This window comes from Phyllobacterium sp. YR620 (genome assembly GCF_900104165.1).
In the GTDB taxonomy this organism is placed as follows: Bacteria; Pseudomonadota; Alphaproteobacteria; order Rhizobiales; family Rhizobiaceae; genus Phyllobacterium; species Phyllobacterium pellucidum.
Genome location: NZ_FNJP01000001.1, coordinates 1135382 through 1160920, shown reverse-complemented (window position 1 = coordinate 1160920; position 25539 = coordinate 1135382). Strand labels below are relative to the sequence as shown.

General features: G+C 59.0%; 21 protein-coding genes. 3 read left to right on the top strand and 18 right to left on the bottom strand.

Translation table 11 applies throughout. The features are described from left to right. Window positions 1-116: 116 nt before the first annotated feature. The 13 genes from BLR72_RS05430 to BLR72_RS05370 all read right to left on the bottom strand — a co-directional run bounded on the left by BLR72_RS05430 (window position 117) and on the right by BLR72_RS05370 (window position 14711). On the bottom strand, window positions 117-1436 hold the full coding sequence (locus BLR72_RS05430) for a M23 family metallopeptidase (RefSeq protein ID WP_091945904.1): 1320 nt from the start codon (window positions 1434-1436) through the stop codon (window positions 117-119). A gap of 193 nt (window positions 1437-1629) precedes the next feature. After that, a complete protein-coding gene (locus BLR72_RS05425; protein WP_091945901.1) occupies window positions 1630-2283 on the bottom strand; it encodes a protein-L-isoaspartate(D-aspartate) O-methyltransferase in 654 nt (217 codons plus the stop codon). Then, window positions 2280-3038, bottom strand: a complete 759-nt coding sequence (surE, locus tag BLR72_RS05420) for a 5'/3'-nucleotidase SurE (protein WP_091945896.1) — start codon at window positions 3036-3038, stop codon at window positions 2280-2282. Before surE ends, BLR72_RS05425 begins: the two co-directional genes overlap by 4 nt. 17 nt (window positions 3039-3055) lie before the next feature. After that, window positions 3056-4339, bottom strand: a complete 1284-nt coding sequence (serS, locus tag BLR72_RS05415) for a serine--tRNA ligase (protein ID WP_091945890.1) — start codon at window positions 4337-4339, stop codon at window positions 3056-3058. 64 nt (window positions 4340-4403) lie between these two features. Continuing rightward, the gene (tatC, locus tag BLR72_RS05410; RefSeq protein WP_091945884.1) at window positions 4404-5228 is read right to left on the bottom strand and encodes a twin-arginine translocase subunit TatC; all 825 of its coding nucleotides are present in this window, start codon (window positions 5226-5228) and stop codon (window positions 4404-4406) included. After that, window positions 5225-5854 carry a Sec-independent protein translocase protein TatB gene (tatB, locus tag BLR72_RS05405; RefSeq protein WP_091945879.1) on the bottom strand — a complete coding sequence of 210 codons (630 nt, stop codon included), beginning with the start codon at window positions 5852-5854 and terminating at the stop codon, window positions 5225-5227. Before tatB ends, tatC begins: the two co-directional genes overlap by 4 nt. A gap of 58 nt (window positions 5855-5912) precedes the next feature. Then, window positions 5913-6140 (bottom strand): twin-arginine translocase TatA/TatE family subunit, encoded by a 228-nt coding sequence (locus tag BLR72_RS05400; protein WP_027231478.1) that lies wholly within the window; start codon window positions 6138-6140, stop codon window positions 5913-5915. Window positions 6141-6325: 185 nt separating this feature from the next. Then, the gene (scpB, locus tag BLR72_RS05395; protein WP_244506643.1) at window positions 6326-7009 is read right to left on the bottom strand and encodes an SMC-Scp complex subunit ScpB; all 684 of its coding nucleotides are present in this window, start codon (window positions 7007-7009) and stop codon (window positions 6326-6328) included. Window positions 7010-7043: 34 nt separating this feature from the next. Then, window positions 7044-7907, bottom strand: coding sequence for a segregation and condensation protein A (locus BLR72_RS05390; RefSeq protein ID WP_091945873.1), 864 nt, complete (start codon window positions 7905-7907; stop codon window positions 7044-7046). Window positions 7908-7922: 15 nt separating this feature from the next. After that, a complete protein-coding gene (gene nagZ, locus BLR72_RS05385; RefSeq protein WP_091945870.1) occupies window positions 7923-8942 on the bottom strand; it encodes a beta-N-acetylhexosaminidase in 1020 nt (339 codons plus the stop codon). A 76-nt stretch (window positions 8943-9018) separates the two neighbouring features. Further along, a complete protein-coding gene (locus BLR72_RS05380; protein ID WP_175492275.1) occupies window positions 9019-11553 on the bottom strand; it encodes an SPOR domain-containing protein in 2535 nt (844 codons plus the stop codon). Between the two features lie 128 nt (window positions 11554-11681). Beyond that, window positions 11682-13439: an arginine--tRNA ligase gene (gene argS, locus BLR72_RS05375; protein WP_091945865.1), complete on the bottom strand. Its 1758-nt coding sequence runs from the start codon at window positions 13437-13439 to the stop codon at window positions 11682-11684. A gap of 63 nt (window positions 13440-13502) precedes the next feature. Beyond that, the gene (locus BLR72_RS05370; protein WP_091945863.1) at window positions 13503-14711 is read right to left on the bottom strand and encodes a deoxyguanosinetriphosphate triphosphohydrolase; all 1209 of its coding nucleotides are present in this window, start codon (window positions 14709-14711) and stop codon (window positions 13503-13505) included. Between the two features lie 168 nt (window positions 14712-14879). Between BLR72_RS05370 and erpA the strand changes: the two genes are divergently transcribed. From erpA to BLR72_RS05355, 3 genes are all read left to right on the top strand, one after another. Next, a complete protein-coding gene (gene erpA, locus BLR72_RS05365) occupies window positions 14880-15215 on the top strand; it encodes an iron-sulfur cluster insertion protein ErpA (RefSeq protein WP_091945858.1) in 336 nt (111 codons plus the stop codon). Window positions 15216-15255: 40 nt separating this feature from the next. Beyond that, complete coding sequence (xth, locus tag BLR72_RS05360; protein ID WP_091945855.1) at window positions 15256-16035, top strand: exodeoxyribonuclease III; 780 nt, start codon at window positions 15256-15258, stop codon at window positions 16033-16035. Window positions 16036-16272: 237 nt separating this feature from the next. Continuing rightward, on the top strand, window positions 16273-18609 hold the full coding sequence (locus tag BLR72_RS05355) for a phosphocholine-specific phospholipase C (protein WP_175492274.1): 2337 nt from the start codon (window positions 16273-16275) through the stop codon (window positions 18607-18609). 41 nt (window positions 18610-18650) lie between these two features. Here BLR72_RS05355 and BLR72_RS05350 read toward each other — a convergent pair whose 3' ends face one another. From BLR72_RS05350 to BLR72_RS05330, 5 genes are all read right to left on the bottom strand, one after another. After that, window positions 18651-19394, bottom strand: a complete 744-nt coding sequence (locus BLR72_RS05350; RefSeq protein WP_228019424.1) for a tetratricopeptide repeat protein — start codon at window positions 19392-19394, stop codon at window positions 18651-18653. A 37-nt stretch (window positions 19395-19431) separates the two neighbouring features. Continuing rightward, complete coding sequence (locus tag BLR72_RS05345; RefSeq protein WP_139202500.1) at window positions 19432-19782, bottom strand: hypothetical protein; 351 nt, start codon at window positions 19780-19782, stop codon at window positions 19432-19434. Window positions 19783-19917: 135 nt separating this feature from the next. Beyond that, window positions 19918-21222: an OmpP1/FadL family transporter gene (locus BLR72_RS05340; protein ID WP_091945846.1), complete on the bottom strand. Its 1305-nt coding sequence runs from the start codon at window positions 21220-21222 to the stop codon at window positions 19918-19920. Window positions 21223-21615: 393 nt separating this feature from the next. Beyond that, a complete protein-coding gene (locus BLR72_RS05335) occupies window positions 21616-24402 on the bottom strand; it encodes a valine--tRNA ligase (protein WP_091945843.1) in 2787 nt (928 codons plus the stop codon). 217 nt (window positions 24403-24619) lie between these two features. Next, complete coding sequence (locus tag BLR72_RS05330) at window positions 24620-25477, bottom strand: PopZ family protein (protein ID WP_091945840.1); 858 nt, start codon at window positions 25475-25477, stop codon at window positions 24620-24622. Window positions 25478-25539 lie beyond the last annotated feature (62 nt).

Below are 25539 nucleotides of genomic sequence, written 5' to 3'. Positions count from 1 at the left end.
CAAGCATTGAATGCTAGCACAATCGTCAATCTAAAATGCAAAACCCCCGAAGGTTGATATTCAACTTTCGGGGGCCAAATTACATAAAGGCTTCTGAGCTCTCGGTCGAAGCCTGATCAGGATTCGAGATACTTCGACGGATCAACCGGCGTCGAGTTCTTGCGCACCTCGAAGTGCAATTTCGGCTGGGTGGCGTTGCCGGTCATGCCCGACTTGCCGAGTTCCTCGCCGCGCTTGACCTTCTGTCCGCGCTGGACATTGAGCTTGCTGGCATTGCCATAGACGGTGACAAGGCCGTTGTCGTGGCGCACGAGCACGGTATTGCCAAACTCCTTCAAGCCGTCGCCCGAGTAAATGACGACGCCGTTCTCGGCGGCCTTGATCGGCGTGCCTTCGGGCACCGAGATATCGATGCCATCGCTACCCTTGCCGTAATTGGCGACGACACGTCCACGCACCGGCCAGCGCATGCCGGTGACGCCGGTCGCCGATGGTGCTGCGGCCACGTCCTTCTCCGCATCGTCGATGACCTTCTCGCTCGCCTGCGGCGGCGTATATGGCTTAGCCTGGCCGTCAGGCTGGGCATTGGCCGGAGTTGCTGCAGTCGGCGCGGCGTTGGCGACAACCTTGGGCTGTTCGGCGGGCGGCGTCGATGCGGTCTTGACCTGGTCGACCGCGCCCTTCGACTTCATGTTATTGGCGACATTCTGCGCAAGCGAACCGCTGGAAGGCGGAATGATCAGCGACTGGCCGATACGGACAGTACCGTCGGTCATGTTGTTGGCCTGCTTGATGGCCTCGACATTGGCGCCGGTCTTGCGCGAGATCGCATGCAGCGTATCGCCGCTCTGCACCGTATAGGCACCGTTATTATTAGCCGGCGTCTTTGCAGACGTAGAAGCGTTGGGCTGCGTTGCCTTTACCTGCGGCGCTTGCGGCATTACGGCAACGTTGTTGGCAGAATTGTGGGCTGGCTGGGCAGGCATGCGTGCTTCACGTCCGTCGGGGGTCTTCAAAGTGTTTGTGCTGGAGCCAAGCGGTGCCGCCCGCATGGGCTGGACCGGTTCAGCGGATGCCATCTGCTGGCTGCGCGCCGGAGCGCTGGCAACCGGAGCAAGCGCAGGACGCGAGGGCTGCGACGATACGGGCGGCAAGGCCGACGCACTGGCTGCGCCAACCGGCGGCAGGTTGCCGCGCTGAACTTTTCCGCTGCTGACCGAAGCGGTCTGCGTCGAATCGACCGGCGGCGTATAGGGCTGCGGGACGTTGTTCTGCGCCATGACGGAGCGCTGGTTATCGCTGTAGCCGGAGCTGAAATCGGCGCTGGTGAAGCGCTGCACGCCTGAGCTGCAACCTGCAGCCAATCCAGCAACCGTAAGAATAGCGGCATTTAGAGCCAGCCGCCGTGACGCTTTGTCTAATGTACTCAAACGCATCGCATGTCCCGCCCGTACTCAATACAAGTTTATTGACGCCATTAGATCGCGTTAATGTTACCCGACGGTTAAAGTGCTCATAAAATTTGCGAAAAATTCACCAAACCCGTAAAGGGTTGCCCTTCGTCGGCTTGTAGATAGCCACGCGGGGGCGCTACGAGCCGCGCCGAGTGCACGTAGTTGATTACGTAGATCAGAGCGCGGCGGAAAGGCCTTCGAGAAGCGGCAGGAAACGCACCGGCATCATGTCCTGACGCTCGAAACGGCTGCCGACCTTCGAAAGGCGGGCCATGACCTGCCTGCCCTCAAGCGCGCCGATCGGCGCGATCATCACGCCGTTCGACGACAAGAGGTCGACGAATTGGCGCGGCAGGCTCTCGAACGAGCCCCAGACAACAATCCGGTCAAACGGGCCGTCATTGGCAAGGCCATGCCTGCCGTCGGCATGTTTGACGAAGGTGTTCTCGATCTTCAGCGCTTGCAGCCGTTGCTGGGCAAGCTCGGCAAGCGTTTTGTAGCGCTCCAGCGACAGGACACGGCCCGCAAGACGCGCCATGACGGCAGCTGTGAAGCCTGTGCCAGTACCAACCTCCAGCACGCGGTGCGTCGGCTCGAGATCGAGCGACTTGATCAGCTGCGCCTGAAGGTCGAGCCCTTCCATGAACTCGCCGCACTCGATCGGCAGCATCCCCTGCCCATAGGCCAGAGTACCAAGATTGCCATTGACGAACGCCATGCGCGGCGTCGCCTCGAAGGCACCGAGCAGGCGTTGGTCGGTATCGCCGAGCGAGCGCATGCGCAAAACGAATGCGGCAAACCCCTCCCGTTCGGACAATGCAGGCTTCATGCGAAGGCATCCTCCAGCGCCGCACGCGTCTCGTGCGCGGTGAGGTCGAGCTGGAGGGGCGTTATCGAGATGAAATTCTTGCGGATCGCCGCGACATCGCTGTTTTCTGCGGGCACATCCTTGCCCCGCCCGTAGCGCAGCCAGTAGTAGGGCAGACCACGACCGTCATGACGCTCTTCGATGGCGAGGCCATGGGAAAGCTTGCCCTGCACGGTCACCCGCGTCCCCGCGACGGCGCCGGCGTTGCAGTTCGGGAAATTGAGATTGATGAGGACTCCCTTCGGCAATTCGACACCGAGCAACTTCTTCAACAGGTCCGGCGCGTGCGCCGCCACGACGTCCCAAGGCAGCACCCGGGCGTCGCCCTCAAGGCCATATTCCTGCGACAGCGCAATCGACCTGATGCCGAGCAGCGTGCCTTCGATGGCACCGGCGATGGTTCCCGAATAGGTGACGTCATCGGCGGTATTCGATCCCGCATTGACGCCCGAGAGGATAAGGTCAGGCGGCTCGGGCATCAGATGCTTCACGCCCATGATCACACAATCCGTCGGCGTGCCGCGCAGTGCAAAGTGCCGCTCGTCGATCCTGCGCAAGCGTAGCGGATTGGAAAGCGTCAACGAGTGCGCAAGACCGCTCTGGTCGGTTTCCGGCGCGATCACCCAGATATCGTCCGAGAGGCTTCGGGCAATGCCTTCGAGCACACTCAGACCTTCCGCATGAATTCCATCATCGTTGGTCAGAAGTATGCGCATTACCCTATCCTTGCCTGTTAAGCGGCTCTTTCGATTCGTGTCAGTCCACCCATATAGGGCACGAGTGCTTGAGGAACCGTAACGCTGCCGTCCTCATTCTGGTAATTTTCGACAACCGCGATAAGCGCGCGCCCGACCGCGACACCGGAACCATTCAGCGTATGGACGAAGCGCGTCGACTTCTCCCCTTCCGGCCGGTAGCGCGCATTCATGCGACGGGCCTGGAAATCGCCGCAGACCGAGCAGCTCGAAATCTCGCGGTAGCTCTTCTGCCCCGGCAGCCAGACCTCGATGTCATAAGTCTTCTGCGCGCCAAAGCCCATGTCGCCCGTGCACAGCGTCACGGTGCGGAACGACAGATCGAGACGCTTCAGCACCTCCTCGGCGCAGGATGTCATGCGTTCATGTTCCTCGATCGAACGATCCGCATCGGTGATCGACACCAACTCGACCTTCATGAACTGGTGCTGGCGCAGCATGCCCCGGGTATCGCGCCCGGCCGACCCGGCTTCCGAACGGAAGCATGCGGTCAATGCGGTCATGCGCAGCGGCAGGTCGCGTATGTCGAGGATCTCCTCGCGTACGAGATTTGTCAGCGGCACTTCGGCGGTCGGGATGAGGTAGCGGCCTTCGGTTGTCTGGAACAAATCTTCAGCAAATTTCGGCAATTGGCCCGTCCCGTACAGAACCTCGTCATTGACGAGGAGCGGCGGGCTCACTTCCATGTAGCCGTGCTCTTGCGTGTGCAGGTCCAGCATGAACTGTCCGAGCGCCCGCTCGAGCCGTGCAAGCTGGCTCTTCAGCACCGTGAAGCGGCTGCCCGAAAGACGCGCGGCGCGTTCAAAATCCATGTAGCCGAGCTGTTCGCCGATCTCGAAATGCTCCTTCGGCTCGAAGGCGAAGTTCTTCAGCTGCCCGATGCGGTGAACCTCGACATTATCGGACTCGTCCTTGCCGACAGGCACGCTCTCGAGCGGAATGTTAGGCAGCACCGACAGTGCATCGGTCAGCGCACGGTCGAGCTGACGCTCTTCCTCTTCGGCCAACTGCAGGAACATCTTGATGTCGGCGACCTCGGCCTTCAGCCGATCCGCAGTCGCCTGGTCCTTGGCGCCCATGGCCTTGCCGATTTCCTTGGACGCGGCGTTGCGGCGCTCCTGCGCCTCCTGCAGTTTGCCGATATGCTGGCGGCGCTTTTCATCGAGCTCGATCAGGCGGGACGACGCCGGCTCATTGCCTCGTTTGGCCAGAGCTGCGTCAAGCGCTTGCGGATTCTCGCGGATCCATTTGATGTCGAGCATGGGAGTAAAGCCGTCTTGGATGCGTGGTAAAATGGGCCCGAAGACCCGGCGAAATCGGAGAGTGTCAGGAGGAGACTTCGCTTGAGCCCGATTGCGCTTCGGCTTCGGCCGCTGCACGCTTCTTCTCGACCAGACGCACCATCCAGATGGAAATCTCGTAGAGAATGATCGTCGGGAGCGCAAGACCGATCTGGCTGACCGGATCCGGTGGCGTAATCACGGCGGCAACGATGAAGGCGATGACGATGGCGTATTTGCGCTTCGACTTCATGCCGTCATAGCCAACGAGACCGACGCGGGCCAGCAACGTCGCAACGACCGGAAGCTGGAACACCAGGCCGAACGCAAAAATCAGCGTCATGATCAGGCTGAGATACTCGGAAACCTTGGGCAGAAGGGAGATCTGCACTTCTCCAGCGACGCCTTGTTGCTGCATGGCGAGGAAGAACCACATCACCATCGGTGTGAAGAAGAAATAAACGAGGGCCCCGCCCATGAGGAAGAGGATCGGTGACGCAACGAGAAACGGCAGGAATGCCATGCGCTCATTGCGGTAGAGGCCAGGCGCGACGAATTTGTAGATCTGCGAGGCGATTACCGGGAAGGCCAGCACGATGCCACCGAACATGGCGATCTTCACCTGCGTAAAGAAAAATTCCTGCGGCGCGGTATAAATCAGCTGAGCCTTGGCCGGATCGAAACCCGCCCAGCCCACGGCCCATTGATAGGGAATAACGAGAAGATTGAAGAGCTGCTTGCCATAGTGGAAACAGCCGAGGAATGCGACGAAGAACGCAACGAGCGCCCAGATCAGACGCCGGCGCAATTCAATGAGGTGCTCAATCAGAGGCGCTGAGCTCTTGTCGATTTCGTCGTCGGACTTGTTCAAGATTGTTTCCCCGTATCGCCAGTCTTGGCGCGCGGCTTGGCCGTTGTCTTTGCGGGCGCCTTTGCAGCCTTGGCTACCGGAGCCTTGGAAGCGACGGACTTCGCGGTTGCTGCCTTGGCGGGTGCGGCCTTTGCTTCGGTTGCCTTGGGCCCCGCTGGCTTTGTCTTCCGCACAGCTGGTTTCTTTGCCGGAACTTCAGTCTTGGGCTCGGCGACAGTTGAAGCAACCTGCGTCGCTGCCGGCAATGGTTCCATCACCTGCGGCTGGAGCTGAGCTGCGCCGGGCGCGCTCGGATCGGGAATGGCAACGTTATCCTTGGCTGATGCCGCCACGTCCTTGAGACTTGAGCGAATATCCTCGCCCATCGTCCTTACCGGATCGAAAACCTTGCGTATATCGCTGCGCGGATCGAGGCTTTTCGCGTCGTTGATGATGTCGCGGACATCGTCAAGCTCCGCCTCCTTGAGCGCCTCGTCGAACTGGCGGCGGAATTCTCCAGCCGTTGCGCGAAATTTCGCTGTCGCCTTGCCAAAGGCGCGTATCATCTTCGGCAAATCCTTCGGACCGACCACCACGATCAGGACGATCACGATAACCAGGATTTCCGACCAACCGACTTCAAACATTCAACATGCTCCAGCGCGGCAAATCCGCCGCGCCCATGACGAGGCTAATCATTGCCAATCAAGACTTGGTCGTCTTTTCCTTGACCGAGTTTACCGGCTGGCCAGTCTGGTTGTCGATCGTCTTCGAGCCGTCGGCAGTTGCTTCGTCTTCATCGCTCATGCCGCTCTTGAAGTTCTTGATGCCCTTGGCAACATCGCCCATCAGTTCCGGAATTTTGCCGCGACCGAACAGAAGAAGCACGACTGCAAGCACGATAAGCCAGTGCCAGATTGAAAAACTACCCATAATTTCCTCACATTCGCCCAATGGTTCGGGCTGATCTATGCCTTTTCCCCGTGCTTTTCAAACACTAGAGCTGCTTGCTCTTTCACATTCATGTAAGCGACGCGCAAGGCCCAAGTTTAAAACCCGCACAAAATCTTGCGTGACGGGTTGTTTAGGCCACATTATCCTTAAGTCCAAAGCTTGTCTCAATCATGTTCGACGCGCGGCGTCAAAAGACCAAGCTCCTCAAGATCGATGTCCGTCAGCGGATCCTCATCCTCGGTCAGCTCATCCGGATCATTGGTCGGAACGGGCACGGCGAAATTTGCCGGCATGCGCGCCGACAACAAGCCTGCCCCGCGCAGTTCATCGATGCCCGGCAGATCGCGCACCTCTTGCAGGCCGAAATGATCGAGGAATGACGCCGTAGTGCCATAGGTGATCGGCCGCCCCGGCGTGCGTCTGCGGCCGCGGAATTTTATCCAACCTGTTTCCATGAGAACGTCGAGCGTTCCCTTCGACGTTTCAACGCCGCGAATGTCTTCGAGCTCCGCTCGCGTCACCGGCTGGTGGTAGGCAATAATAGCCAAGACTTCGAGCGCCGCCCGCGACAGCTTCTTCTGCTGCACCGCCTCGCGGTTCATCAGGAAGGCGAGATCCGCCGCTGTCCGAAACGCCCAGGCGCCGCCGACCTGACGCAGGTTGATACCGCGCTTTGCGTAGAACTCCTGAAGCTCGCCGAGGAGTGCCGGAACATCGACGCCGGATGGCAGCCGCTCCTGCAACGCCTTCTCGGTCACTGGTTCAGCGGACGCAAACAGGATCGCTTCCACCATGCGCAGCGCCTCGGAAACCCCGATCCGCGCTGTCCAGTTCGCGCCCGGCTCCATGATTTCGTCGTCTTCCAGCGTATCGTGAATGTTGTCAGCCATTGACCACATCCTCCATCGGCTCGAAATAAGGCTCGGTCGCCTTGGTCTGCCGATTGCGCAGATAGATCGGATTGAAGGCGCCGGTCTGGCGAATTTCAAGATGGCCTTCGCGCACCATTTCAAGGCTTGCCGCAAAGGAACTCGCAATTGCGGTTGCTCGTTCTGCCGGCGAGACGATAAATTCCAGGAGATATTGGTCGAGAGCGGTCCAGTCCTTCATTTCGCCGACAAGGCGCATGAGGATTTCTCGGGCATCCTTCAGCGACCAGACACTGCGCCGGGCGATCTGCACCTGCGACACTGCCTGCTTCTGCCGTTGCGAGGCATAGGCCGTCAAAAGCTCGTAGAGCGTCGCGGCATAAGTGTTGGTCTGGTCAACTATGACCGCTTCGGGCATGCCGCGCGCAAAGATATCGCGCCCGAGCCGCGGGCGATTGACGAGCTTCATCGCCGCATCGCGCATCGCTTCGAGGCGCTTCAGCCGGAACTGCAGGGTTGCAGCCAGTTCCTCGCCGCTTTCGCCGTCATCGCCCGGCGACTTGGGGATCAGCAGCTTGGATTTCAGATAGGCAAGCCAGGCGGCCATGACGAGATAATCGGCCGCAAGCTCAAGCCGCAAAGCCTGCGCCTGGCGAATGAAGACGAGATATTGTTCGACGAGTGCGAGCACGGAAATGCGCGCAAGATCGACGCGCTGGTTGCGCGCCAGATGCAGCAACAGATCAAGCGGGCCTTCGAAGCCCTTGATATCAATGACAAGCAAGGGTTCACTGACGCCGCGATCGGACGGACTTTCCCAAAGCGCCTCCATGGGCGCTCCGTTATTGCCGTTTAGCTTCTGTTCCGTCGCTGCCAAAAGTCTCTCACGCTTCTATGCCACCGCCTCGAAATAGCGCTGGAATTCTTCCCGGAGTTCCTCCTCATTCGAGCTATCCGGCTGCTTCCTGTATTCAATTGCCCGCTTTGCGCGCTCGAATGCCTTGCCTTCGAGCTCCGGCGTACACGATGCAACTGCCCGCATCTGATCCATGATGCCATGGCAATGAAGCACGATATCGAGTCCGGCGGCAAAGATTGCTTTGGTGCGGTCGAAATAATCCCCAGAAAGTGCGTTCATGGAGATGTCGTCGCTCATCAGCAGCCCGTCGAAGCCAATATGGCCACGTATAACCTCTTCGACAACCTTTCCCGAGGTCGTCGCCGGATTCTTCGGGTCTATGGCGGAGAAGATCACATGCGCGCTCATCGCCATCGGCAAATCCGCAAGAGCGCGGAACGGGGCGAAATCATGCTCGGCCAACGCATCGAATGGTGTCGTTACTGTCGGCAGCTCATGATGCGTATCGGCAAACGCGCGGCCGTGGCCCGGCATGTGCTTCATAACCGGCAACATGCCGCCGGCGATCAGTCCGTCCGCTGCGGCGCGGCCCATTGCCGTGACGATCTCAGGCTCCTTGCCATAGGCACGGCTGCCGATGACCTCGTTTGCGCCCTCGACCGGAACATCGAGTACAGGCAGGCAGTCAACATCGATCCCGCGTTTCAGAAGGTCGAAGGCGTGCAGGCGTGACAAAAGCCAGGCAGCGCGCAGCCCCTCTTCCTCATTCTCGCGATAAAGCGCTCCGAGAGCCGAACCGGAAGGATAGTTGGGCGCCAGCGGTGGACGCAGGCGCTGCACGCGCCCGCCCTCCTGATCAATCAGCACGAGCGCATCCTCGCGATCGACGAGATCGCGCAAGTGCGCGCACAGATCCTCGATCTGCGCCGGTTCGCTGACGTTGCGGGCGAAGAGAATAAAACCCCACGGGCGTTCGTCGCGGAAAAACGCAATTTCGTCTGGGGTCAGTTTCAAACCGGCAGTGCCGGCAATCCATGCTTTTGATTCGCTCATGCGAGAAGTCTACTTCCTCAATCCAAAAAAGGAAAAGGCGGCCGGAGCCGCCTTGTCTCATTCGTTGTAGTGCCGATCACTGCGTGACGAAGCAACTGCCACCGGCAGACTTGTATTTCGTGCACAGATTGATCGCGTCAGCCTTGGATCCTGCCGGGATGCGTACCCGGAAGAACGTGCCCTTGCCGGCAATCTCGGCCTGTTTGATATCAACGCCGCGACCGCCGATCACACCCGCATATTTCTGCGAGAGCGATGCGTAGGTCTTCTGCGCGCCCTCGACGTTTGGCTGCGATGCGATCTGGATCAGGTAGCTGCCCGCTGCCGGGGCAGCAGAGGCGACCTGCTGTCCTGCGGCATTCTTTGGTGGCACGCGGTCGACGATGTCGACCGGCTGATCGGCGGGGCGATCGACAACCGGTGCATTCCGAGGCGCCGCCGATACGGAGGCGACCGTTTCCTGCGTGATCTTCTTGGTCTCAACCGCCTTCGGCGCAACTTTTGCGGCGACGGGTGCCTTGGCGGGCTTTGCCGGCTCCGATGCAGCGGCCTGCGCCGGGGCGGCAGGTGCATCATTGCTCTCGACCAGATCGCCAATGGCATCGTCACCCGAGGTATCGGCCATCTGCGACGCGGTCGGAGCGTCGTTCGCTACAGCTGCAGCCGCCGGACGATCGACCGGGGCAGCGGCTGGACCACTGCTGAGCGCCTGATCATTCTGCGGGATGGATGCAACCATCGTTCCGTCCGGCTTGACGACCATGGTCTGGACCTTGCGCGGCGCCAGCGTATTCGTATTGGCCGCCGGCTGCTGATCGTTGGCGGCGATATCCTGCTCGGCCGGATCGACCCGTGCATCGACCTTGTCGGTCGCCGGGTCCTCGGCATCTTCATCGGCGGCCAGATCGACCGGATCTTCACGCGTGGTCACGAGCTGATCCTGCTTCGGCGCCGTCGGTGCAGCCGTTGCATCCTTATCGTAGACTGCCTTGTCCTGATTGGGCACGATTGCAGTACTGGTCGTCTCGGGTTGAACCTTGATCGGCGTCTTGTCGGCCATGATCACGACCGGGTCACCGCCCGCACCGCCGGTCCATTTATAGGCAACGGCGCCCGCGACGGCGACGAGCACCACGGCAGCGGCCACACCCGGCACAAACAGGCTGCTGCGGCGCTTCGCCTGCTTTTCGCCGTAAGGCGTTGCGGCGATATCGACATTGTCGCGGCGCGGATCGTAGCCGAAGTCATTGTCGTCCTCGGGACCATAGGCCGGCGTTTGATGCTGGCGGGCACCGGCGGCTGCCGCACCCATGGCGGCGACACCAGCGGCGGCCGCATAACCAGCCGCACTATACTGGCCCTGCTCCGCCTTGTTGCCAAACACATCGGCAAAGATGTCGGCATATTCGTCTTCTTCGGGCTCGGCTTTCGCCGCAGGTTCCTCAGCGACTGACTGGCTCGAACGCACCTCTTCGGCCTCGATCGATCCGAAGACTTCGGCAAATTCACTCTCGAGCTCGCCGAGCGCATGATGTTCGGGAGCATCGTCCTCGTAGTGCACTTCCGGCAGGTCGAGCGCTTCGGTGAAATCGACGCGATTTTCCGTTACCGAGATCGTGTCGACGTCAGGGGCGGCATCGATCGCCGATGCGGCCCGGTCGAGTTCATCGGCGTAGTCATGCAGATCGTGAACTTCGGGAAGCTTCGGTGCGTTTGCGACCGGTATCGCCACCGGCACTTCTAGCTGCTCGCGGACGGGTGCCACTACTGCAGACGGCTCGACAGCCTGATAGAGCGGGAATACCGGCTGGCTCTCGGCAACTTCTTCCTCGGCCTCGGCCGAAACGTCGAAATCGTCGAACGCCGCCATCAATGCCTCAGAGTCGAACTCGTCCTCAGCGGCTTGGGGCTGCTCATCGGTGGCTTCGTAGCTCTGCTGCGTCGGTTCCGGCGCGTTGTAGGCGACCGGTTCGGGCGCACTGTAAACGGCAGGCTCCGGGGCTGGCTGGTGAGCGGCCGGCTGCTGATAGGACATCGCCCGAGCAATCGACGGGGCGGGATGCTCCGCACGGCCGGTCATCTGCGCCTGCGATCCATAACCCCAGGAGGAAGTTGCCGAACGCTGCACCACGGGTTGCGGCGATCCAGCGAGAAGGTTCTCAAGTTCGTCTTCGAGGCTCATCGATGGCGCATCGACCACCGAACGGCCCTCACCTGCCTCATTGTCCGCATAAGAAAGGTCGGGCTCGTAATCGGCATAGTCCGGTTCGGCATACGCTGCGAGGGGTCCTGACGCCGCTTCATGATGGCCGTAATTCGGATCGCCCGCGAGTTCGCGCTCTATGGCTTCCTGAAAATCATCGACCGCATGGCGATCGTCATCCGCCTGCTGCTGGTGATCAGGAACTTTCGCGGCGGACTGCACGGGCGCAGGCTCGTCGAAGCCTCCCATGAGTTCGCGTTCGAGGTCCAAGGCAAACGCGTCGTTCGACGCGGCATCATGCCCTTCATCGGGCGTTCCCATGATACGGGAAAGCTCCATCAAAGGATCGTCATTGCCGAATCGCGAATCGTCCTGCCGGTGAGAACGCTGAATAATATTGTCCGCCATAGCGTTAATCCTGTACTCAACTGTGGGACGTCCGCAAACGTCTCGCATTGGCCTTACCAGCGCAATGTGGGCAAAAGTTGTCAGAATTGCTACGCTTTTCGGCGGTTTATACCGTGTTATACCCGCTTTTAGCGCATTTCGGTCGGAGCGTCCGCACCTATTATTGTCAATCCGGACGCCAAGACTTTCGAAACAACCTGAACCAGCCCTAGCCTGGCTTCTGACAAGTTTGGATCGTTAACCTTAATAAAACGTAAGTCCGGATTTTCCGTGCCTCTGTTCCACTGCGTATGCAGCGCGCTGGCAAGGTCATAAAGGTAGAATGCGAGCCGGTGCGGCTCCTGATGGAGCGCCGCTGTCTCGATCAGCCGGGGATACTCGGCCAACTTGCGGATGAGCGCGATTTCGCTCTCGTCGGTCAGCAAACCGAAGTGCTGGGAACTGCCCGCCAATGCTTCTTCGCCAATATTCATCTGCTCCATCGCCTGCCGGAAAACCGAGTGGCAGCGGGCCGAAGCGTACTGGACATAGAACACCGGGTTGTCCTTCGAATGCTCTGTCACCTTGGCAAAATCGAAGTCGAGCGGGGCATCGTTCTTCCGGTAAAGCATCATGAAGCGGACGGGATCGCGTCCCACCTCCTCGACGACATCGCGCAGTGTCACGAACTCGCCGGAACGCTTCGACATGCGAACAGGTTCGCCATCGCGAAAGAGCTTTACCAACTGGCAGATGAGCACTGTAAGCTTGGCCGTGCCGCCCGAAACTGCGCGCGCCAGCGACTCCAGCCGCTTGATATAACCGCCATGATCGGCGCCCAGCACATAGATCATCTCGTCGAAATGACGGTCATACTTGTCCTTGAAGTAAGCGACATCGGCGGCGAAGTAAGTGAACTGCCCGTCAGACTTTACCAGCGGCCGGTCGATGTCATCGCCGACATCGGTCGAACGGAACAGAGTCTGCTCACGATCTTCCCAATCTTCCGGAAGCTGGCCCTTCGGCGGCGGTAGTTTGCCCTTGTAGACATGACCCTTCAACGTCAGGTCGTTGATCGCCGACCGGATCAGCTTCGCATTGTTCGCATGCAGCGTCCGCTCCGAGAAGAACACGTCGTGATGCACATTCAGCGACGCAAGATCATCGCGGATCATCGCCATCATGGCATCGATCGCCCGGTTCTTGACGATGGCAAGGGCCTCTTCTTCCGGCATTTCCAGGAGTTTGGTGCCGAAATCGCTGGCCAGCGCCTGGCCGACGGGAACGAGATAATCGCCCGGGTAGAGCCCGGCGGGAATTTCGCCGATCTGCTCGCCAAGCGCTTCGCGGTAGCGCAACATCACCGAGTTTGCCAGAACGTCGATCTGCGACCCCGCATCATTGACGTAATATTCCTTGGTGACGTCATAGCCAGCAAACGTGAGAAGATTCGCCAGGGTGTCACCGACGACGGCGCCGCGGCAGTGGCCGACATGCATCGGTCCGGTCGGATTGGCCGAAACATATTCGACGTTGACGCGGTGCCCGTAGCCAAGCTGCGAGCGCCCATAATTGAGGCCGGCGCCTTGCATCATCGCCAACTGCCGGTGCCAATAGGAGTCTTTCAATCGCAGGTTGATAAAGCCCGGCCCCGCGACATCGACGCTGCCCACATCGGGATCGCTCTTCAGCGCCTCGCCTATCCGCACGGCGAGTTCGCGCGGATTCTGCCCAACCGCCTTGGAAAGAACCATGGCGGCATTGGTCGCGATATCGCCGTGGCTCGGATCGCGCGGCGGCTCGACGCCCACGCGGGACAGGTCGATTTCGCTGCCTTGCGCAGTCTTGAGTTCAAGCGCTTGCAGGGCTTTTTTTATCCGCGCGTCGAAATCGGCGAAGATGTTCATGACGTCATACTCGTTTGGGTTTTAGCAGGGTCTAGCGGCTAGCTACCGCAATTTGCGCCCGCATTAAGCTAAATCGGGCGTATGGTCAAACAGGCGTCGGTGTTCTCGCACAGCATAGGTGTCGGTCATGCCCGCAAGAAAATCGGCGACGAGCCGGGCCCGCATGGTCGCATCCCCCTGTTCACCCTCCTCGCGCCAGCCCTCGGGCATCGATTGCGGGTCGGCGAGATAAGCATCGAAAAGCTCGCGTACAATCCTGTCCGCCGATCTGCGCACCCGCATGACGCTGTCATGGAAATAGAGATTCTTGTAGAGAAATGCCTTCAGCGATTTCTCCTCTTCCCGCATCGAAGCGGAGAACCCGACAATGGCACGACCCGCAGCATGAACATCGCCAATATTGCGCGGCCTGACGGCGTCAAGGTTTGCCTGTGCCGCCCGAATGACATCTTCAACCATGATCGTGATCTGACGTCGCACGATCTCGTGCGAGGTACGCACATCGTCAAGCGATGGGTATTTCTGCCGGACCGCCCGCAGGATGCCGCCGGTAATGGCGACATCTTCCAGGCTTTCAAGTGAAAGGAGGCCGGAACGCAACCCGTCATCGATGTCGTGGGCATTATAGGCGATATCATCGGCAATCGCCGCGCACTGCGCCTCAAGCGAAGCGTAGTTCGCAAGTTCGAGGTCGAACCTTGCATTGAACTCGACAATCGGAGCGGGGACAGGATGCTCGATCCCCTCGCCCTTTGCATTCGTCAGCGGCCCATTGTGCTTGACGAGCCCTTCAAGGGTTTCCCAGGTGAGGTTCAGCCCGTCGAAATCGGCATAGCGTTTTTCAAGGTTCGTCACGATCCGCAGTGACTGGGCATTGTGGTCGAAACCGCCAAATTCGCGCATCCTTTCGTTGAGCGCATCTTCGCCCGTGTGGCCGAACGGCGTGTGGCCAAAATCGTGGACCAGCGCGATCGCCTCGGCGAGATCCTCGTCGAGCCGCATCGAGCGCGCCAGCGCCCGCGCGATCTGCGCAACCTCTATCGTATGGGTCAGGCGCGTGCGGTAGTGGTCGCCCTCATGCGCGATGAACACCTGCGTCTTGTGCTTCAGCCGGCGAAAAGCTGTCGAGTGAATGATCCGGTCGCGATCGCGCTGAAAAACCGTTCGCGTCGGGCTTTCGCTTTCAGCTACCAGCCGTCCGCGGCTCTTTTCGGGGTCGCACGCATAGGGCGCCCTTTCCCTATAACCGAACCCGATACCCTGCATGGACATTCTCGAACTTCCCTCGCGCGCAGCTTCCAGTTGGCAGGAACCTGCGCGCCGTTGACTTCACAGTCGCCAATTCTTAGCTATGCTATATGATGAATGGCAAGGTGTGACATGATAATGTCGAACCGGCCAAACAGGGTGCGGAGTAATCCGCGAAGGAAGCTTGAGCGAATGACCGAAGCCGTAAACATTTCCGTATCCGATGCCGCTGCAAAGCGCATATCGGCTATCCTGAAATCCGATCCCGAGAAGACGGCGCTGCGAATCTCGGTCGAGGGTGGCGGCTGCTCCGGATTCTCCTACAAATACGATCTGGTCGATGCCCAAGATGCAGACGATATCGTCATTGAAAAGCTCGGCGCGAAGGTGTTGATCGACGCGATTTCCCTGCCCTATATCGGCGGTTCTGAGATCGATTTCGTTGATGACCTCGTGGGCCAGTCGTTCCAGATACGCAATCCAAACGCCACGGCGTCCTGCGGCTGCGGAACGAGCTTCGCAATCTGAACTCCCGTCATTGCCGCCGTCGCAACCCAGAGCGGATCCCATGAAAATCGTTACCTGGAACATCAACGGCGCCAAGGCGCGCATCGACGTCCTCACAACATGGCTGCAGGAATCCAATCCTGACATCGTCTGCCTGCAGGAAATCAAATCTGTCGATGATTCCTTTCCTCGCTTCGAGATCGAAGCCCTCGGCTATCATGTCGAAACGCACGGCCAGAAGGGCTTCAACGGCGTCGCGATTCTCTCCAAGAAATCGCCCGATGAAGTGACGCGCGGACTGCCCGGCGATGACAGCGACGAACAAGCCCGGTTCATCGAGGCGGTGTTCTCGACCGAGCGAGGCGCGTTGCGCGTCGTGTCGCTTTATCTGCCGAACGGCAATCCCATCAACACCGAAAAATTCCCATACAAGCTGAACTGGATAGCGCGACTTGAACGCTGGGCCGAAGCGAGGCTGGCGCTCGAAGAGCCGCTGATCCTCGCTGGCGACTACAACGTCATCCCCGAACCCATTGATGCAAAAAACCCCGAAGTCTGGGTGAACGATGCGCTGTTCCAGCCGGAAACCCGTCAGGCATTCCGCCGCCTCGAAAACCTCGGATTTACGGATGCTGTTCGCAATGTCAGCGAAGAAGCGGGCATTTACACCTTCTGGGACTACCAGGCCGGGGCCTGGCAAAAAAATAACGGCATCCGCATCGATCACCTGATGCTGTCGCCGGAAGCAACCAATCTCCTCGAATCCGCAACCATCGAGAAGCATGTGCGTGCCTGGGAAAAGCCCTCCGACCACGTCCCCGTAGCGATTTCAATCGCCTAGCTTGATGTATTGATAACGCGACGGATAATATTTCTGAAACAAACCTGAAATATTTCTGAAACAATTTTTTTAGAAGCGTGCCGCATCACGCACGCCTCCAAGTCCACATAAACTATAGTCGCATTGACGCATTGACGTGACGTTCCGTATGGGGTGCGCACAATTGCGGCAATCTTTATGCCGTCCATTTCAAGCAAGCATTTTGCATCTGAACTTTATGACGACTGGAGATTGAACTTGAGCGATAATCGCACGCATAGGCAGATGAGCCGCCGCAAATTCATGGAAATGATGGGTGTGAGCGCGGGCGGCGTCGCGGGGCTGAGCATGTTGCCGCCGGCCATCCAGCAGGCGCTGGCAATCCCGCCCAACAATGCGACCGGCACGATCAGGGACGTCGAGCACGTCGTGATCATGATGCAGGAGAACCGGTCGTTGAATCACTACTTTGGAACCTATAATGGCGTACGCGGCTTTACCGACCCGCGGCCCGTCGTCTCTCCAGCTACCGGCAAGGACGTGTTCCGTCAGCCGATTACCGACAGTCTTTCCAACAAGGACGGGAAGCGCTGCGGCGTGCCGTTGGGGACAAGCGAAGTCCTGCCCTACCCGATTGACTACGACAAGACGGGCGAGGGCCTGCGCGGCACTGACCATGGCGTCAACAGCGGCCAGTCCTGCTGGAATCATGGCCGCTACGACAATTGGATCGCCGCGAAAGGCGATGTCCTGACGATGAGCTACCTGCGCCACAAGGACGTAAGCTATCACCGCTATCTCGCCAACGCCTTCACCGTTTGCGATCATTACTTCGTATCCTGCCATGGCGATACGATACCGAACCGCCAATTTCTGGTGTCAGGCGCCGCCGCCAATCCTGCCTTGAAAAATCCGAAGGTGATCTGGCCGTCGTGGGACAAGACACCTGCCGTGCGCGTAGTCTCCGACTGGACGACCTATCCGGAGCGCATTGAGAAATTCAATGCGGAGCAGACCAATCCTGGACGGAAGATCACCTGGCGCACCTACCAGGGCGGCACAGGCAAACCGGGCGAGCCGACCGATTGCTACGAGGAAAACAACCTTGCCTATTTTGCCGCCTATAACGACCAGCCCGTGAAGGGGTGCTACTGGGTGGATGGCGTCTGCTACAAGGATGGCAAGGTATATACTGGCAGCCTGGACAATCTTCCGACGCTCGTCCGAAACGGCGTCACCAACCGCTCGATCGCGCAGATGCGTGAGGATGTCCTCAACAATCAGTTGCCCAATATCTCATGGGTCGTGGCACCTTATAAGAACTGCGAACACCCATCCGCGACAGTCACAGACGGTGCTTACTATATCAACGAGGTCCTGAGCGCTCTGGTCGCCAATCCCGAGGTGTGGAGCAAGACGATTTTCCTGCTCAACTACGACGAGAACGACGGCCTGTTCGACCACGTCGTGCCACCCATGCCTGTCGATGAAAAGGGCCCGGGCAAGATGTCGCCCTCGCTGCTGAACGGTCTCGACCGCGAACTGTATAACCACGAGAATGAATGGGTCGGTCAATATATCGGCTTCGGACCGCGTGTGCCGATGCTTGTGGTCTCGCCATGGAGCAAGGGCGGGTGGGTGTGTTCGGAAGTATTCGACCACACCTCCACATTGCGCTTCCTCGAAGCGCGTTTCGGCCTTGAGAGCGACAAGACGGGTGTGGAAAACCCGCTCTACGAGAGCAATATCACGCCGTGGCGCCGGGCGATCGCCGGTGATCTTACCTCGGCGTTCGACTTCGCCAAGAATGATGCCGCTTTCGTGGCCTATCCGAAAGGCGGACCATTCGTGAACAAGAGCGGAAAGTTTCCTCCGAACGTGCCGCTCACCAACGCCATGCCGAAGGTGGAAAACCCGGTCACGGCATTTGGCACCGACAATACCAGCAATCCCGATTTCTCCCGGAGATCCCGGCCGCTCCCCTACGAGTTCCACATCAACGGGCATTTGGATGCTGCAAAAAAACAGCTGGTGGTCGATTTCGTCAACGCGGGCAAAGCGGGAAGCTGTTTCTATGCCTACGACTATGTGCTCAAGGATCAAAAGCCGCGCCGCTATTCGGTGATCAAGGGTGAACCGTTGCAGGATGCGTGGGATGTGACCGACAAGGGCTATCACCTCGCTATCCATGGGCCGAACGGCTATCTGCGCCAGTTCAAGGGCGCCCTGACGGCCGAACTCGAAGTCGATCCTCAAGTCGAAATCCTGTATCAGGCCAACGGTGACGTGACGCTCAAGTTGGTCAATGCCGGAACAAAGGACCAGACCCTCAAAATTACGGTTCTTTATGACAAGATCGGATCGGCCGATCGCACCCCTTCAACGAAAATGCGCCCGCTCAAGCTTCTGACCTGCGTTCCGCAGTTCGAGGAGATCAAAACCCGGTCAGGCTGGTACGATATTACGGTGGAATTGGTCAATGAAAGCGGCAAGTCCGACGGCGTCTATCTGCGCCGGTTTGCAGGTCGTGTCGAAACGGGCGCCGCGAGCGTTACCGACCCGTTCCTGACCTTCAACAATGTGGAGACGGCTTAGGCGAGAATAGACCTGCCCGGGCAATTTTGCGCGGGCAGGCTTCAGAAATCGCCGGTCTTGATGATGTCCTCGGCAAGCACCATGGCTGTTCGCCGGTCGGCTTCGTCGGAGATCGAGAATGCCTGTTCCTGGATATCGCCGATCCAGGCGCGATCCTGCTTGCTCGCGTGTTCGAGCGCAGCGGTCATCATGGCGAGGCCGCGTACGGTCTTGCCGGCCTGGAACAGAAGATTGCCGAGCATCGCCTGCGCGCCGGCATTGCCTTTCTGCGCAGCGAGACGGAACCAGCGGGCGGCCTGATTGGGATTGGACTGCCCGCCCTCGCCCTTCATCAGCATCTTTCCGAGTTCGAACTGGGCGTCGGAATCACCGAAGTTGGATGCCGCCTGCATGTAAAGGTCGCGGGCAGCGCTTGGATTAGCCCCGACCGGTGAGTTCGGGATGCCGCGCTTCAGGTAGCCTGCAAGCGCCACAAGGGCGTCAGCGACGTAGCTCTCGTTCTGCGTTCCCTGGTCAGCGCCCTCGCGAATGACCTGCTCGAACATCTGGTAGGCTTGGTAGTCGTCTTCCTTGACGCCGTCGCCCTCCGCATACATGCGGGCGAGTTTCCAGTTGGCGCCCTGATGGCCCTTTTCCGCTGCAAAGCGCAACGCTTTGACTGCCTCGTCCTTGTGGCCGTTCTTATAGGCTGAAAAACCGAATTTGAAGAGCGCGAAGGGACTGGAATCCTCCTTCACCTCATTCTGTGTATCGAATGCAAAGCAGGGCGCCGTCATGGCGCTCATCAGAAGGCCAATCCCGATCAGGGGTGCACGAAGACGATCAGCAATGACCATGGCAGCAATCTTCCTTCGCCCGGATCAGTTGTGTCGCTGCATTAATGCGCGCCATTGCAACCTTGCGGGCCCAATCCCCGCCGCGCTGCTCTGACAGGGCAGCCATGGCCGGAACCTCAATATCCTGCACATCATTCCAGCAATCATTTGACAGATTTCCGGCAATACTGGGGCTGTCAGTAAAATGATGGCGAAACGTCAGACGACGATCTGAAAAACTGCCATGCGGAATAAGTATTGCGTCCATCATTTCCCCGTGCGGAACATCAGCACTATTACTCGATGTTTTTCCGCCGCCCATTCGAGGTGCGCTGGGTTTGTGGCGCAAAATGGGCAAATTTGTTCCCCGAACCCGTGCGGAAGATCATGTCGGACAAGTGTTGCTGAATCGTCACAAAATCAGTGACCTAGCACACATGGCGCAACAAAAAACCCGGCACATGGCCGGGCTCTTGGGGGTGCGTGGGTCTGATCAGAACTTGACCTTGCCGGAGATGGACAGAGCAGTTACAAGGTCATCGCCGAAGTCATAGGACACATCGGTGCCGCAGGTCTGATTGCCCGGGCATGCCGTAGGGCCGTAGGAACCGGAGGTAAGCATACCGACAGCGCCGCCCACACGCAACTCGACATTCTTGTTGGGAGCGTAGGCAACACCGCTCGACAGAAGATAGGTATCCGTCTGGGTGGTCAGGCCCGTTGACGTGCCGCGGTCCCAGCTGAGCTGCGCTGAGGCCGACCATTGATCGTTGAACTTGTGGCCAAGGCCCGCAGAGACAGTCCAGCCATCCTGGAACATCAGGTCAAGCGAGGTCAGGCGGAATGGTGAGCTCGGACCGCACGAACCAAGCGACTTGGTTGAAGTCGGGCAGAAGGCGATGACTTCGAGAACGCTCCAGTCTACCCACTTCACCGTACCGAAGGCGAGCCAGTCCGGGGCAATACCGGTCTGCCAGTTAAACTGGACCGACTGCGGCATGGTCGCGGTACCGTAGACATCCGTGATCCGGCCGACGAACGGATTGCGCAGCGCGCCGGCCATGACGCCAGGAATTTCCGTCAGGTCCACCGTGCCATTGATCTGGCCGAGATCGATCTCGGCGTTGTAGATCAGGCTGGCGCGAAACGCGTATTCGGGAATTTCGTAGGCAGCACCAACGCGCCAGCCAACACCGTCTGCCTCTAGATCAAGAAGTCCACTTCCGTCAAAGCCAGCAGCCGCAGGTCCAAGTGCTCCCTGAATAATGGCCGGCCCAAGAACGAGGCGGCGCTTGAAGCCGGAGACTTCCTGGTACGACACGCCGCCGATGGCACGCAGTTGGCCTTTGCCAACGTCAAAGCGATAGGAGCAGGTCAGGCCGTAATCATGGCTGCGGATCTTTGTCTCGATGTTCTGGTTGGCGCCTACCCAATCATAGCCGGGGTCGGTGTGAACGCCCCACGGTTCGGCGTAGCTGGCAAGACAGTCGGCATCGTCGGTAAGGCCGACCTTCACGCCAAAACGCGGAACGGTATAGTCCGGCGTTTCGTCCACGGACGTCGCGCCGCCGCCAATACCGTTCGATCCAAGACCGTCGCGCGCGTTGGTATCAACCGCATTCTTGATCCGCCGTTCCGGCATCACATAGATGGCGCCGGCTTCCGAAGCGAAGCGGCCCGGTTCGAACAACAGATCCCAGTTATAACCTCCGCGCTCGAGCCCCCCGGCCTGAGCAGCGGAGGCCACACTTGCCAAGAGCAATGCCCCGCCCACGATTTTCGATATTGCCCCTGACATAAAACCCCTCCCGAAGTCCAAAAAGCACGCTGAACATCAATACGGTTCAGCAGAATTGTTACTAATACGTAATAGGTAACAAAGCTCGCAGAACGTGCAACGACTTTAAGGGAGGACTCTCTTTGGTTAAATTAACGGGTTTTTGCAAAACCACGAAATTTGCCGCCTCGAAGCGACGCTTTTCGCAATTTTCCAAACTAATCCGAAAGGGTTACGGCCAAAAAGGACGGTTTTCGCGTCAAAGTTGCCGTTGTTGCGCAAATGCAACGACGTTGAAAAATGACGAAATTGGGGTAAATGACAGGCGAAAATAGGAAGTTACCCACAACCTCCATCGGGGAAAGCCGGAGGCAAACGGAGGATTCGCTCGGGTACGCGAATCCTCGTTATGGGTTATTCGACGTCGCGGACACGCTGAATTGCAGTCTCGATCTTTCCAGCCGCAACTTCGAGTTCAGCCAGACGCTCGCGCTCAGCGGCGACGATCTCCGGCTTGGCATTGGCAACGAATTTCTCATTGCCGAGCTTCCTGTTGATCTTCTCGAGCTCGTCGGCAATCTTGCCGGCTTCCTTGCCGAGCCGCGCCACCTCGGCATCGACATCGATAAGGCTGCCAAGCGGCAGGCAAGCAGTGGCTTCGCCGATAACGAATTGGGCCGATCCCTTCGGCACATTATCGCCGATCGTGATCGAATCGACGCGCGCCCGCCATTTGATCGAGGCCTCGTGCCGCTGCAGCCGCTCGCGCGTGGCTTCGTTGGCTCCGACGACGACGAGCGGCGCAACAGCTGCCGCCGGGACATTCATTTCGGCCCGCACAGAGCGAATGCCGGTGACAAGATCTATCAGCCAGTTGATATCGGCAGCGGCTTCCGCATCAAGGAAATGCGGCTGCGGCCATGGAGCATGGCAAAGCAAAGTATCGCGGCTCTGGCCCTCTCCCGCCGTATGGGCCCAAAGCTCCTCGGTCATGAACGGCATGAACGGGTGGAGCAGCTTGTAGATTTTGTCGAGCACATAGGCAGCGCAAGCCTGGGCTTCCGCCTTCGCTTCGGCATCCTCGCCATTGAACACCGGCTTCAATAGTTCGATGTACCAGTCGCAGAACTGGTTCCAGACGAAGCGGTAGGCTGCGCCCGCCGCCTCGTTGAAGCGATAACTGGTTATCCCATCGGTGACGTCGCGCACTGCATTGGTCAGTTCGGTCAGGATCCAGCGATTGACTGTGAGCTTGGCATCCTGCGGGCGGAACGCCGGGTCACGCTTGACGCCGTTCATCTCGGCAAAGCGCGTCGAGTTCCAGAGTTTCGTGCCGAAGTTGCGGTAGCCGGCAATACGGCTCGGGTCGAGTTTCACGTCACGCCCCTGCGCCGCCATGATGGCGAGGGTAAAGCGCAATGCGTCTGCACCGTACTCGTCGATAAGGTCGAGCGGGTCGATGACATTGCCCTTCGACTTCGACATCTTGGCGCCGTTCTTGTCGCGGACGAGAGCGTGCACGTAAACCGTATGGAACGGTTCTTCATTCATGAAGTGCAGGCCCATCATCATCATCCGGGCGACCCAGAAGAAGATGATGTCGAAACCGGTAACGAGCACATCGGTCTGGTAATAGGTGGCAAGTTCAGGCGTCTTGTCCGGCCAGCCAAGCGTAGAAAACGGCCAGAGTGCCGAAGAGAACCAGGTGTCGAGCACATCTTCGTCGCGCGTCAGGATTTCACCGGGCTTGAGGTTTTCCAAGAGGTCTTCGACATAGGCCTTCATCGGGCCTTCATGCGCGAGATAATGCTGGATAGCGGCACTCAGCGCTTCTTCCTCGGTACGCTCGACGAAGACCTGGCCATCGGGACCATACCAGGCCGGAATCTGATGACCCCACCAAAGCTGGCGGGAAATCGTCCAGGGCTGGATATTTTCCATCCAGTCGAAATAGGTCTTTTCCCAATTCTTCGGAACGAAATTGGTCCTGCCTTCGCGCACGCTTGCGATCGCCGGCTTGGCGAGTTCGGCTGCGTTCACATACCACTGGTCCGTCAGGAAAGGTTCAATCGGCACGTCACCGCGGTCACCATGCGGGACAATGTGCGTATGTTCCTCGATCTTCTCGAGGTAGCCGCCCTCCTCCATCATGGTCACGACCAGCTTGCGCGCCGCAAAGCGATCCTTGCCGTCGAGCACATGGATAAGTTGGGTGAGATTTCGCGAAGGCTCGAGGCCTTCCAGGAAATCGTCATTGTCCTTCAGATGTATCGACGCATCGGTATTGAGGATGTTGATCTGGCGCAGATCGTTGCGCTTGCCGACTTCGAAATCGTTGAAGTCGTGTGCCGGCGTGATCTTGACCGCCCCGGAACCTGCTTCCGGATCCGCATAGCTGTCGGCAACGATCGGAATATGCCGGCCGACGAGCGGCAGCACGACATTGTTGTCGACCAGCGCGTGATACCGCGTGTCGTCCGGATTGACGGCAACACCGGTATCGCCAAGCATGGTCTCCGGGCGCGTGGTAGCGACGACGATGAACGTGTGCGGGTTTTCCGGGTCGAATGCGACGTTCTCAAGCGGATAGCGGAAATGCCAGAGATTGCCCTTGATCTCCCGCTGCTCGACTTCTAGGTCCGAAATCGCGGTAAGCAACTTCGGATCCCAATTGACGAGGCGCTTGTCCTTGTAGATGAGACCTTCCTTGTAAAGTGTTACAAAGACTTCGAGAACCGCCTTCGAAAGGCCTTCGTCCATGGTGAAGCGTTCGCGCGACCAATCGCAGGAAGCCCCCAGGCGCTTGAGCTGTCCCGCGATAATCCCGCCGGACTCCGCTTTCCATTCCCACACACGCTCGACGAACTTTTCACGTCCCATGGCGCGGCGCCCGGGAAGCTGGCGTTCCATCAACTGGCGCTCGACAACCATCTGGGTCGCAATGCCAGCATGATCCATGCCAGGCTGCCACAGAACGTTCTTGCCGCGCATGCGCTCGAAGCGCACCAGAATATCCTGAATGGTATTATTGAGTGCATGGCCCATGTGCAGCGAGCCAGTGACATTGGGCGGAGGAATGACGACGGCAAAAGGATCGGCGCCCGGTTTCGAACCGGCCCCGGCCTTGAAGGCCTCGGCCTCGTCCCAGATTTCTGCGATCTTCGGCTCTATGGCCGCTGCGTCATACGTCTTCTCAAGCATGCAAATGGTCCGTCATTTCGCGGAAAGGATTGGCTACGGTGTAAACCGAATGCCTGCCTATAAGTCAATGATGCTTGTCGAACGCGTGCCCGGCACTGCTCGCAGAATCATTGGGCTTCTTACCCAATGGCATGCGCAATGTGGCGCATTTTGGTTCAGCGAGCGCATCGTCGCCCGCGCGGTGGAGCCTCGCCGAAAATGCGATTGATTGGAAGGCTTAAGTCCGCCGCCCACCACGTGCGACGCGCTCGATCTCCTCGCGCACGAGCCGCTCGACCAGCGTCGGCAGGTTATTGTCGAGCCATTCCTGTAAGAGCGGGCGCATGATCTCCTGCGCAATCTCGTCAAAGGAGCGGCGCTGCTCATTGCGCACGGCAAACGACAAATTGTCAAAAGCGGCGCTGACCTCGCGCTCCGCTGCTGCGGAAAGGATCGGCTCCAGCGCCTGTTCGAGATTAAGCGAGACCGCCTCGTCCGGATTTGCGCTATGCACGTCTTCCTGTTCCTTCGTTGGTCCGGCCAGGTACTCGGGCGCTGCGGCAGGTTCTACCCTTGGCGCAACGGGCGGCCTGACATCTGCGATCGGCTCGAACTCCGGCAAAAGGGCTCGCGCCTCCTCGATGCTCATCTCTGTCACTGGCTGCTGGAGATGGGCCGGAACCTCCAGAACGGGCGCCGACACGAGAGTTTCGTTCGCTTCAGCCTGCGCCGCGTAGCTGGCGGTTAGCTGCTCTGCCGCATCCTCGGCGGGTAGCTCCATCGTTTTCGCCTGGGCAATCTCCGGGTCGCTGGCTTTCGCCTGCACCGGTGACGCAGCCCTGCGCAAGGGCGCTTCAAAGGTCGGCCTTGCGCTGGCAACAGGAGGCTTTATTGCGATACCCTCGCGCGGCGGCAGGACCGGTTCTTCGCTGACGGAGGGCTCGGAGCGCGCTACAGGCGAAGCGACGTCGGTGTTGACCGCTTTGGGCGGCACATCGTCGGTCCGCGTCGTGTCACTTTCTTCAATGATACGACGTATCGATGCGAGAATCTCCTCCATCGAAGGTTCCCGCGCGACGCTGGATGATTGTGCCATAGTACCCTTGCCCACTACATCTTGTTCCGTTGCGCTGCAACGAATCTGTATTCAGTGTAGAG

What these genes read in the sequence shown, in the direction of transcription:
- BLR72_RS05350 (WP_228019424.1), bottom strand. Translation starts at nt 19,394, where the DNA reads ATGAGCGCCATGACGGCGCCCTGCTTTGCATTCGATACACAGAATGAG.
- BLR72_RS05400 (WP_027231478.1), bottom strand. Translation starts at nt 6,140, where the DNA reads ATGGGTAGTTTTTCAATCTGGCACTGGCTTATCGTGCTTGCAGTCGTG.
- BLR72_RS05425 (WP_091945901.1), bottom strand. Translation starts at nt 2,283, where the DNA reads ATGAAGCCTGCATTGTCCGAACGGGAGGGGTTTGCCGCATTCGTTTTG.
- serS (WP_091945890.1), bottom strand. Translation starts at nt 4,339, where the DNA reads ATGCTCGACATCAAATGGATCCGCGAGAATCCGCAAGCGCTTGACGCA.
- BLR72_RS05430 (WP_091945904.1), bottom strand. Translation starts at nt 1,436, where the DNA reads ATGCGTTTGAGTACATTAGACAAAGCGTCACGGCGGCTGGCTCTAAAT.
- BLR72_RS05370 (WP_091945863.1), bottom strand. Translation starts at nt 14,711, where the DNA reads ATGTCCATGCAGGGTATCGGGTTCGGTTATAGGGAAAGGGCGCCCTAT.
- BLR72_RS05330 (WP_091945840.1), bottom strand. Translation starts at nt 25,477, where the DNA reads ATGGCACAATCATCCAGCGTCGCGCGGGAACCTTCGATGGAGGAGATT.
- BLR72_RS05340 (WP_091945846.1), bottom strand. Translation starts at nt 21,222, where the DNA reads ATGTCAGGGGCAATATCGAAAATCGTGGGCGGGGCATTGCTCTTGGCA.
- nagZ (WP_091945870.1), bottom strand. Translation starts at nt 8,942, where the DNA reads ATGAGCGAATCAAAAGCATGGATTGCCGGCACTGCCGGTTTGAAACTG.
- erpA (WP_091945858.1), top strand. Translation starts at nt 14,880, where the DNA reads ATGACCGAAGCCGTAAACATTTCCGTATCCGATGCCGCTGCAAAGCGC.
- argS (WP_091945865.1), bottom strand. Translation starts at nt 13,439, where the DNA reads ATGAACATCTTCGCCGATTTCGACGCGCGGATAAAAAAAGCCCTGCAA.
- scpB (WP_244506643.1), bottom strand. Translation starts at nt 7,009, where the DNA reads ATGGAGCCGGGCGCGAACTGGACAGCGCGGATCGGGGTTTCCGAGGCG.
- surE (WP_091945896.1), bottom strand. Translation starts at nt 3,038, where the DNA reads ATGCGCATACTTCTGACCAACGATGATGGAATTCATGCGGAAGGTCTG.
- tatB (WP_091945879.1), bottom strand. Translation starts at nt 5,854, where the DNA reads ATGTTTGAAGTCGGTTGGTCGGAAATCCTGGTTATCGTGATCGTCCTG.
- BLR72_RS05380 (WP_175492275.1), bottom strand. Translation starts at nt 11,553, where the DNA reads ATGGCGGACAATATTATTCAGCGTTCTCACCGGCAGGACGATTCGCGA.
- BLR72_RS05335 (WP_091945843.1), bottom strand. Translation starts at nt 24,402, where the DNA reads ATGCTTGAGAAGACGTATGACGCAGCGGCCATAGAGCCGAAGATCGCA.
- xth (WP_091945855.1), top strand. Translation starts at nt 15,256, where the DNA reads ATGAAAATCGTTACCTGGAACATCAACGGCGCCAAGGCGCGCATCGAC.